The 9744-nt window shown below is 68.5% G+C and carries 8 protein-coding genes; all 8 read left to right on the plus strand.

All coding sequences use genetic code 11. From position 1 onward, the window contains the following. Positions 1-267 precede the first annotated feature (267 nt). Complete coding sequence (locus MJ783_RS13030; protein ID WP_239310693.1) at positions 268-903, plus strand: HD domain-containing protein; 636 nt, start codon at positions 268-270, stop codon at positions 901-903. A 486-nt stretch (positions 904-1389) separates the two neighbouring features. Continuing rightward, positions 1390-1635, plus strand: coding sequence for an Arc family DNA-binding protein (locus tag MJ783_RS13035; RefSeq protein WP_239310694.1), 246 nt, complete (start codon positions 1390-1392; stop codon positions 1633-1635). 13 nt (positions 1636-1648) lie between these two features. Next, positions 1649-2125, plus strand: coding sequence for a type II toxin-antitoxin system VapC family toxin (locus tag MJ783_RS13040; RefSeq protein WP_239310695.1), 477 nt, complete (start codon positions 1649-1651; stop codon positions 2123-2125). Between the two features lie 79 nt (positions 2126-2204). Then, on the plus strand, positions 2205-3743 hold the full coding sequence (locus MJ783_RS13045) for a DUF3375 domain-containing protein (protein ID WP_239310696.1): 1539 nt from the start codon (positions 2205-2207) through the stop codon (positions 3741-3743). After that, positions 3736-4407: a DUF4194 domain-containing protein gene (locus tag MJ783_RS13050; protein WP_239310697.1), complete on the plus strand. Its 672-nt coding sequence runs from the start codon at positions 3736-3738 to the stop codon at positions 4405-4407. Before MJ783_RS13045 ends, MJ783_RS13050 begins: the two co-directional genes overlap by 8 nt. Further along, positions 4404-7748, plus strand: a complete 3345-nt coding sequence (locus MJ783_RS13055; RefSeq protein WP_370651616.1) for an ATP-binding protein — start codon at positions 4404-4406, stop codon at positions 7746-7748. Before MJ783_RS13050 ends, MJ783_RS13055 begins: the two co-directional genes overlap by 4 nt. After that, positions 7745-8992 carry a Wadjet anti-phage system protein JetD domain-containing protein gene (locus tag MJ783_RS13060; protein ID WP_239310698.1) on the plus strand — a complete coding sequence of 416 codons (1248 nt, stop codon included), beginning with the start codon at positions 7745-7747 and terminating at the stop codon, positions 8990-8992. Before MJ783_RS13055 ends, MJ783_RS13060 begins: the two co-directional genes overlap by 4 nt. Positions 8993-9190: 198 nt before the next feature. Further along, complete coding sequence (locus MJ783_RS13065; protein WP_239310699.1) at positions 9191-9724, plus strand: toll/interleukin-1 receptor domain-containing protein; 534 nt, start codon at positions 9191-9193, stop codon at positions 9722-9724. Positions 9725-9744 lie beyond the last annotated feature (20 nt).

Below are 9744 nucleotides of genomic sequence, written 5' to 3' on the forward strand. Positions count from 1 at the left end.
GTCGCGCCAGTCCGGCAAAACAACCCCCAGCACGCTGTGGCCAACGCCAAAGATGACGTTACCATCGGCAACGGAAATACATACGAGAACGAACGCCGATGGTGACGCATCGACATTAGTGGGTCAATGCCGGCATGACAGCGGATCGGCCAAAGCCGGCCGCCATGTCACGGTGACCACCGGTTCGCGGGCCTGGGGCGCCCGCACAGTCCCGATCACACACCAGGGCCGGACGCGGGCCCTTCGTCTCGTCCTGGGAGAGCGCCGATGACTCACGATCAACCAGCTGGCGGAATTCGGATCTTCGCATCCTGGCGGACCTGGGCCGACGCCGAACCCACCGTGTCCAGCACCCTCGGCCCGGACGACGCCTCGGTACTGCGACGGGCCTACCGGTTCGCCGAGTCCTGGCATGGCGACCAACGCCGACCGGCCGGCGAGCCCTACCCCACACATCTGCTCGAAGCGCTGGAAGTGCTGCTTGTCGGCACCGGCGAACGCCGAGCCATGCCCCTCGCCGCCGCGCTGCTGCACGACGTCGTCGAGGACACCCCATGTTCCCTGAGCGAGGTCACCGAACAGTTCGGACCGGCCGTCGCCGAACTGGTGGAGCACCTGACCAAACCAGAACCCGCGACCGGGCAGACCGCGCAGCAGGCACGCCAGGCCTATCTCGACCGGCTGGCCGCCGCGCCTCCCGACGCGATCGCCGTCAAACTCGCCGACCGGTACAGCACCACCCAGCGCCTGCACACTCACCCCCGCCCGGCCAAACAGCGCACGTACTACGCCGAGACCGTCGAATCGATCATTCCTCTCGCGGACGGATTCCCCTTCTTCCATAATCTGTTCGCCGCATGGCGGCGCCACTATGCCTACCTGACCGCGCAGCCCGCCATGTGAACGTGCGGAGCCCCATCAAGTCCCCGAGGGACCCGGGCGCTCTAAGAGCGCCCGGCAATAGGGACGCGGCGTCGCGGGGCTGGGGCACGCACCTCACCGCGTTGTCGTCGGTCGCCACCCAACACCAGGGTGACTCCCTCCGCCGCCTCGCGATGCACGCACCCCAACCCCGCTCCTTGATCCACGCCCCTATTGCCGGGCGCTCTAAAGCGCATTCCCGGTCATCAGCCCTCCGCTCCCTCCCGAACGATCTCAACGATTATCAGCATGTGTCGAGCCGGAGGAATCAGGCGGGTCTTGTCAGATGACGACCGTGGCCCTTGTCGGCGACCGCGGAACCGGGATCGCTCCATTCCTTCCTGCTCTGGGTGGGTTGCGGCGTGGCGGTGACAGAAAATCGTTGCATGACTTCGGAAAGTGGCCGTGCGTGCCGGCGGTGTCGCCTGCGCCCATTTGCGCTAGCATTGCTATCAGGAGGTGATCCAGATGGCGGCTGTCAGCATTCGGGATCTCGACGACGGCGTGCGGGAGCGGCTGCGCGTACGGGCGGCGCACCACGGCCGTTCGATGGAAGCCGAGATCCGCGCGATCCTCACCGCGGCGGTCAGCGAGCCCGAGGACGCCACTGGTCTCGCTCAGGCTCTGCTCACCCGGTTCGGCGCGCTTGGTGGCGTCGATCTCCAACTGCCAACGCGTACACAGGCACCGCGCGCGGCGGACCTGTTCACGTGACCGGGTACCACCCTTGACACTGATCGTTCTCGATACCAACGTCATCTCTGAGCTCATGCGCACGGCACCAGCCGCCCGCGTCGTGGCCTGGGTGACCAACCAGCCGGCTACCGCCCTGAACACGACCTCGGTAAGCCTGGCTGAGGTGCGTTACGGCATCATCCGACTGCCGATCGGTCGTCGCCGCGAGCTGCTGCTGGCGGCGGCCGACGACATCTTTACGGTATTCCGGGATAAAGTCCTGTCCTTCGATGCCGCGGCGGGCCGCCACTACGCCGATGTGGTGGTCGAGCGGGAAAGAGCCGGGGCTCCGATCAGCGGCTTCGATGCCCAGATCGCGGCCATCTGTCGGTCCCACGACGCCGTGCTGGCCACCCGCAACACCAACGACTTCACCGGTCTGGGTCTGGAGCTGGTCGACCCTTGGAGCGCCGGTGCGTTGCCTGCTGAGCAGGCCACCACCCGACGTGACAAACGCCTGGCTGAGTAAGAGGCTCCGACAGGGCCCACGCAAGCGCAAACGGGATCAGTCCAAACCATGTCGTACGTGTGTCGTACGCTATGTGGCGATGGGCACACAAGGTGTAGAAGGTGCATACCAGGGGGCGCTCCGGGCGTTCCAGAATCCGATGCTCACCCTGCTCCATCAAACGCACGCGCCGTTCGTGGTGACGGTGCTGGCGATGGTCTTCACCGCGGAGCGGCCGATGGTGGCGGTGGCGGACTCGCACGCGGAGATCAACAACGCCCTTGACCAGTTACGGGCCGCGGGCTATGGCGATGAGGACAACCAGCCGCTGCCCGCTGGGAACGCGCGGGAGCTGTGCAGGCAGTGGGTGCAGGCGGGATGGTTGGTGCGGCAGGTGTCCGATGATGACGTCGAGGTGTATCGGCTGTCCGCATACGGCGTTGGTGCGCTCGAGGTAGCCGGACGGGTCGGGGGGGTGCGGACGAGGGTGTCGGAGTCCCGGGTCAGGACACTGTTGGAGGCGATCGAGCGGCTTGCGCAGGATGCCGATCCGGACGTCATGGCCCGGATCGCGCGCCTCCAGGAGGAGATCCGGCAACGTCAGGAGGAGCTCGTTCGGCTCGAAGAGGAAGGCGCCGTCGAGACCGTCGAGGACGAGCAGCTGCTTGAGGCGGCCGAGAACGTGCTGCACCTGGCGCGGGAGCTTCCCGCGGACTTCGCCCGCGTGGCGGAGTCCATCAAGATCATTCAACGCGACGTCGTCGCTGAGCTGCGGCACGACGTGCGGCCGACTGGTGAGGTGCTCCGCGAGTACCTGGCCCGCGGCCAGCGGATCCTGGACGCGACGCCGGAAGGCCGTGCGTTCGCGGGAGCGTTGCGTCTGATCGGCGACCCGACGCAGATCAATGACCTGTGGAGCCAGCTGCGCACGGTGCTGCAGCACCCGTTCACCGAGCTGCTGCCCGAGCGGCAGCGGCGGGAGCTTACCGAGATCGCGCGCCGGATCGAGCAAGGCGTCAAGGAGGTGCTGACCGCGCAAAGGCAGGCATCCCATGTGATCACCACGCAGGTCCGCAACCACGATCCGATGCGAGACCGCCAGGTGGACGACTTGCTGAGGGAGGTGATGTCTGGTTTCCACACGTGGGTTCCCGGCTCACGCCGCGGCGAGGCCGTCGAGCCGCTCCGCCGCCTGCCAGTGGCCGACGTCGGGCACCTGCGGCAGCGCATGAGCGATCCGCGGCCACCACAGCCGCCCGCGCCGTTGCGCGAATGGGATGCGTCCGAGGACATACCGGCCGCGGACACCCGGGCATGGGGTGGGCCCCGGTACGCCGAGCTGCGCGCGCACGTGGCGGCGTTCGCGGGCGACGCGGAGAGCGTGGATGTCGCGGCGGCGTTCCGCGCGGCGGCCGAGGGTATCCAGCGGCCGGTCGACCTGCTCGGCTTGCTGGAGATCGCCCACGATGCCGGGATGACTGAGACGGACCAGGTCGCGGTGGTCGACGCGGTCCGCCCCGACCGGACCCGGCGACGGTTCGCCCTCGGCGGCGTGGTGGCTGCGAACCCGGCGCGCGCTGGCGGGAGCGGCGACGGGAGCGGCGACGGGAGCGGCGACGGGAGCGGCGACGATGACTGAACCGGACCGCGCTGACGACGGCTGGCCGGCAGACACGGCGGCCGGGTTCATCAACCCGGTCTCGATGGAGGACGATCCAGCCGAGTTGTTCGCTGGCGACGCGGGCACCCTGGACGCGGACGTACGGCGGGTGCTGGTGCAGTTGTTGCGGCGCAAGTTCGTGCTGGCCGAGAGGAGCCCGGCGCAGTGGCGCACGCTGCTGGAGAACCAGCAGATCCTCGAGTCGCGACTGCACGACCTGTTCGTGCGGCTCGTGGTCGACCACGACCGGGGCGTCGCCTACAAGCAGCAGGTGCGCTCGGCGGAACTGGACGTGCCGATCCTGCTCAAGGACGACCCCTACAGCCGGGCCGAGACGTTGGTGCTGGTGCATCTGCGGACTGTCTTCCAACGCGAACGCGGCACGGGCGAGGCGTCCGCGCGGGTGGACATCGAGGAGCTCGAGCAGACCGTGCTGACCTACTTCAATCCGAACGATCACAACCTGGCCCGCAACCAGCAGGAGGTCCGCGGCGCGGTGCAGCGGCTGGTCACCGAAGGCCTGCTCACGGAGGAGTCCGCGGGCCGGTACCGGATCACCCCCATGGTGGAAGTCGTGCTGAGTACCGCGAAGCTCGCCGAACTGGAGCAATGGTTGCGCGGACGGAACGAGGCCACGGCGTGAACATGCTCGAAACGCTGTTCGGATTGATCCCGGCGGCGTCGCGGGGGCAGCAGTGGGTGGCGCGGGACCTGCAACTGGTCAACTGGGGCGGCTATGACGGGTACCACCACCTGCGACTCGCACCCGGCGCGACTCTGCTCAGCGGAGGTTCCGGGTCGGGCAAGTCGACGCTGATGGACTCCTACATCGCGTTGCTCATGCCGCACACGACTCCCTTCAACGGGGCCTCCAACGGAGGGGTGGTCGGCAGGCCGCGGGGAAAGGACCAGCGCAACATCCTGTCCTATGCGCGCGGCAAGCTCGACGAGTCTCGGACCGACGGCGAGACGAAGTCGCAGGTGCTGCGCGGGGACGGCCGCGACACCTGGTCGGCCATCGCGATGACGTGGGCCGACCACACCGGCGTCAGGTTCACCGCGCTCCGGGCTTGGTATGTCCCGTCGTCCGCCCGCGGCCTGGACGACGTCGTCGCGGTACGCGCCACCTGCGATCATGGATACGAGCTGCGGGCGCTGGAAGGAGCGGCAGGCAAGAAACTCGCCCGCGCTGACGTCACGGCAACCGGCCTGAACTGCTTCGACACTGACCGGGACTTCACCGCGCGTCTTCACACCACGCTCGGTATCGGTGCCGCGGGCGATGGGCACAAGGCGGTCGCGCTGCTGGGCCGGATCCAGGCCGGTCAGCAGATCACCACCGTCGACGCTCTCTACAAGACGATGGTCCTCGAGGAGCCGTCCACGCTGGCCACCGCGGACGCGGTGGTACAGCAGTTCGACGAGTTGTCCGGCACCCGGGACAGGATGATCATCGCCCGGCAGCAGGTGAAGGCGTTGGGACCGATCCGCGGACATCGGCGCGCCATCGACGAGGCGGTGGACCGGTTGCACCTGCTCGACGAGGTCGGATCGTTCACCGGTGCGTCGTCCCCGGCCGCGTTGTGGCGTCATGAACGCCGGCTCGACCTGCTGCGCGCAGCCGAGGAGGACCTGGCCGAGCGGCACCGCCGAGCCCAGGAGGAACTGTCGGGGACCATCGCCCTGGTCGAGGCGGCCGAGGCGCAGCGCGACGGCGTGACTGAGACGCTTCGTGCCTCCGGTGGTGACCGCCTGACCACCGCGCTGCGGGAGATCCGGGGCGCGGAGCAGCGGCTGAGTGACGTCACACGCTCATGGAAGCGACTGGACCAAACGCTCCGCGCCATCGACGCTACCGTGTCCACCGGGGAGGACTTCGCCGCACTGGTCGAGACGGCGCACCGCTTCCTGGCCGACACCGACGCCAGGAAAACGGCCCAGGAGCTGTTCGCCGACGCGATGACGGAGAAGAAGGCAGCCGAAGGCGAGTGGGCCGGGTGGCAAACAGAGCACGAAGCGGTCAAGGCCCGCCGGGGCAACATCCCGTCTGAGCTGCACGCGGCTCGCGCGGCATTGGCCGACGCCGCCGGGCTCACCCCGGAGGACCTGCCGTTCGTCGGCGAGCTGGTCGAGGTGCGAACGGAGTTCGAGCCGTGGCGTGAGGCGTTCAACCTGGCGCTCGGCGGGTTCGCCACCCGGATGTTGATCGACATTGGCAGGCTGAACTCGTTCCGCGAAGCGATCAACGCGGTGCCGACCGCCCGGCGGGTCCAGTTCGAGGGCGTGCCTACCGGTCTGCGCGACGAGGTCGCGCTGGACCCGACGACGCTTCCCGGCCGGCTCGACTACCGGCCGTCGCCGTTCACCGCCTGGCTGAAGAACGAGCTCGCCCGCCGGTTCGACTTCGTCTGCGTCGAGACGCCCAAACTGCTGGCGCGACACGCCAAGGCGCTCACCATCACCGGCCAGACAGCGGAACGCGGCCGGGGCGCGCACGGCGGTCACGGCCGGGCCAACGTGCTCGGTTTCACCAACGACAGGCTGCTGGCCGACCTCGAGAACCGGATCGCCTCTGCCCAGAAGCGCCTCGACGCCGCTGGCGCCCGGGTATCGGAGGCGGAGGAGAACCTCAACTCGTTCGAGGCCCGGCGTACGACCTACCAGATCATGATCGAGTTGTCCTGGGACCAGGTGGACGTCGAGTCAGCCCAGGCGGAACGAGACCGTTGGAACCGCGTCGTCGAGGAGGTCCGCGCCGGCAATCCGCGGATTGACCAGTTGCAACGTCAACTGGATGGCCTGAAGGAACGGGCTCGCGCACTGACCGAGCAGGCCGGCCAGCAGAAGCGGGACGTAACGGTACTCGGTGAGTCCCAGCGGTCGATGGCCGACGAGGTCGGCCGCGCCCAGCTGGCACTCGACTCGGCCGCCGCGGCAGGCGCCGAGGTCAGCCAGGAGCAGCAGGCGTACCTGGAGACTCTGTTCGACAGCGGACCGGAGGGCACCGCCCCGGCGGAGGCGCTCGCGGAGTTCGACGGGGCGGTGAAACGAGCCAGTGAGCGGCTCCGTACCGGCCAGCAGGCCGCGACGGAGACGATCAGCCGGTCGAAGAAAGCCCTGCACGACACGTTCTCGACATTCGTCGAGCGCTGGCCCAACCCGAACCTCGGCACCGACGCGGAGGACTCCTACCGCGACTTCGAGCGTCTGCTCGCCGACCTGGAGACCAGCGGACTGCACGAGCTGGAGGCCGAGTGGCGGGACAGCCTGCTCACCCTGTCCGGCAATGACCTGACCGGCCTGGACAGCGAGCTCGCCGCCGCGGTACGGGAGATCCGCGACCGGATCGATCCGGTCAACCGCATCCTCGCCGGACTACCGTTCGCCGATGACAGGCACCGGCTGCGCATCGACCCGCAGGAGAGCCATTCCACGGTGCGCGCCCGGTTCCGCAAGGACCTGCGTGACGTCCGCGCTTTCCTCGACCAGGCGGCAACGGAGGCCGACCGGGACCGCGCCTATCATCGGATGGCCAAGGTGATCAACCGCATCCGGCGCACCGCACCCGACTTCGCCGACCTTGTCGATGTACGAAACCATGTTCGGATCAGCGCCGAGAAACACGATCTCGACGGTGGGCACGTCGCCGTGTACGACCACATCGGCGAGAAGTCCGGGGGTGAGTCGCAGGAGCTCGTCGCGTTCATCGTCGGGGCCGCGCTGCGGTACCAGCTGGGCGATGCCGGCGCCGACCGCCCCCGCTACGCCCCCGTTTTCCTCGACGAGGCGCTGATCAAAGCGGACGCGCACTTCACTGGTCGGGCTATCGGCGCGTGGCGCGGCCTCGGTTTCCAGCTCGTCATCGGCGCTCCCAACGACAAGCACAGCGCGATCGAGCCGCACGTGGACGCCGAGTACCTGATCCTCAAGAATGCCCAGGGCCGATCCTGGGCGAAGCCCCTGGTCGGTGTTCCGGACGCATGAGCGCGCTCGTCACCCCGACGGACGCAGCCGCTGCCGTCCGCCGAAAGCTCGATCAGAAGTGGGCGGAAGCCGTGTGCGCGGAGCATGGCGTCGGCGACCACGTCGTGTTCTCCGTTCCGCTCCGCCCCGGTGTGTCGACGGGCAAGGCTGTCGAGCGGCTCGGATACGCCGCCTGGTACGAGTGGCACATGCGGTGGCGCGAGTTCTCCGAACGACTGCCTACCGGCGTGGAACTCGTTCGCAAAGCGGTGACCATCCGAGGAGTCGCTGGCGATTTCCCTGCCATGCTCCATGCGGACATGGACGGTGGCGTCACGCTCGTCACCGACGCCCGTACCAGCGCCGCGCCACCGGCCGTGGACATCAGCCGTGCCCGTGCGCTCGCGTCAGCGCTGCGGTCCGCCGACGCGATCCTCACCCCGGCGACGCTTCGGGCCGTCTACCGCCTCCAGGCCAACGACGTGGAGGTACTGCTCAGTGCCGTGACCTGGCTACACCAGCACCCCGATGCTGGCGCCTGGACGCTGCGGCAGCTCCCGGTCCCCGGTATGCACACCAAATGGCTTGACACCCACGGCGCGCTGCTGCGCGACGTCGCGGGCCGCGATGTCCGAGACGAGGTCAGGCCCCGGCTGGCCGTCATGCACCTGACGTATGTCGATCCTGACCACGCCGCGTCGGGCCGCCGCAGGCACGACGCCTGGACCACCGGTGACACGCACGACATCGCCTACCGGCCAGGCGTGGTCCTCGTTGTCGAGAACCGCGACTCCCGCCTCTGGTTCCCGTCAGTCAGGGACACCATCGTCGTCGAGGGCGGCGGCAAAGCCGCAGCCGCCCTGCTGGCGAACGTTCCCTGGATCCGCACCGCGGACCACGTCGTCTACTGGGGCGACATCGACGCCGACGGGTACGCGATCCTCGACCAGTTTCGCGCCGCGCTAGCCGAGCCCTTCCCAGACGGCGCGCCAGCGAAGCCCGTCACCTCCATCCTCATGGACGCCACAGACCTGCACCGCTACGCCCGCCACGGCATTAACCATGACCAAGCGGGCCGTCCCATCCAGCCGTCACCGACGGCCCTGCCGCACCTGACCGAAGCCGAGGCCACCGCGTACAACACCATCGCAACCGCGGGCCCCACCCCATTCCGCCGGATCGAGCAGGAGGTCATCCCCCTCGCCCACGCAGCTGCCCGACTGATGCAGATCGTGAAAGGGCGAACTTCCGGCGGCGGCCACTAGTGTCGACCACGATCACTCGGCGTCCTCCCGGACGGCACGTACGTCGGTAGCACGGCTGCTGTGGCGGCCGGCGGATGATCAGAGCTTCGTGCCTCGGATGGCGGTGCCGTCACACTACGGGGAGAACGTCCGGGCCTCTTATGGGTGATCATGGGAGTCGTCGGCAGGTGGCGGGCTTGGGAGTGGGATGCTGCTGATATGGCCGACGGGGGATCCATCGAGGCGCCGCAGCGTTTCTTCGTGTCGTATACGGGTGTCGACGTCCGGTGGGCGGAATGGGTCGCGTGGACGTTGGAGGCGGCCGGGCATGAGGCGCTGATTCAGGCGTGGGATTTCGGGCCGGGCTCGCATTTCGTCGGTGAGATGCAGAAAGCACTGGCTGGTGATCGGCGCACGGTGGTGGTGTTGTCGGCCGCCTATCTGAGGTCGGCGTTTGCCACGGAGGAGTGGCAGGCGGTGTGGGCGGCCGATCCGGCGGGCGCGCGACGATTGCTGCTGGTGGTGCGGGTCGAGGACTGTGACCGGCCAGGGTTGTTGCGTCAGATCGTGTCGGTGGACCTGTTCGGTGTCGACGACGAGACCGCGCGGGACCGGCTGGTGGCAGCGATTGCGCAGGGGCGGCGCAAGCCGGCCGTGGCGCCAAGCTTGCCTACTACGCCCGTGGGGGACTGTCCGCGATCCGCCGGGCGGCGGATCTCACCCAGACCCAGCTCGCCCGGCAGCTCGGGGTAGGCCAGGCGTCCGTGGCGAAG

This window comes from Protofrankia sp. Cj3 (genome assembly GCF_917627355.1).
Lineage (GTDB): Bacteria > Actinomycetota > Actinomycetes > Frankiales > Frankiaceae > Protofrankia.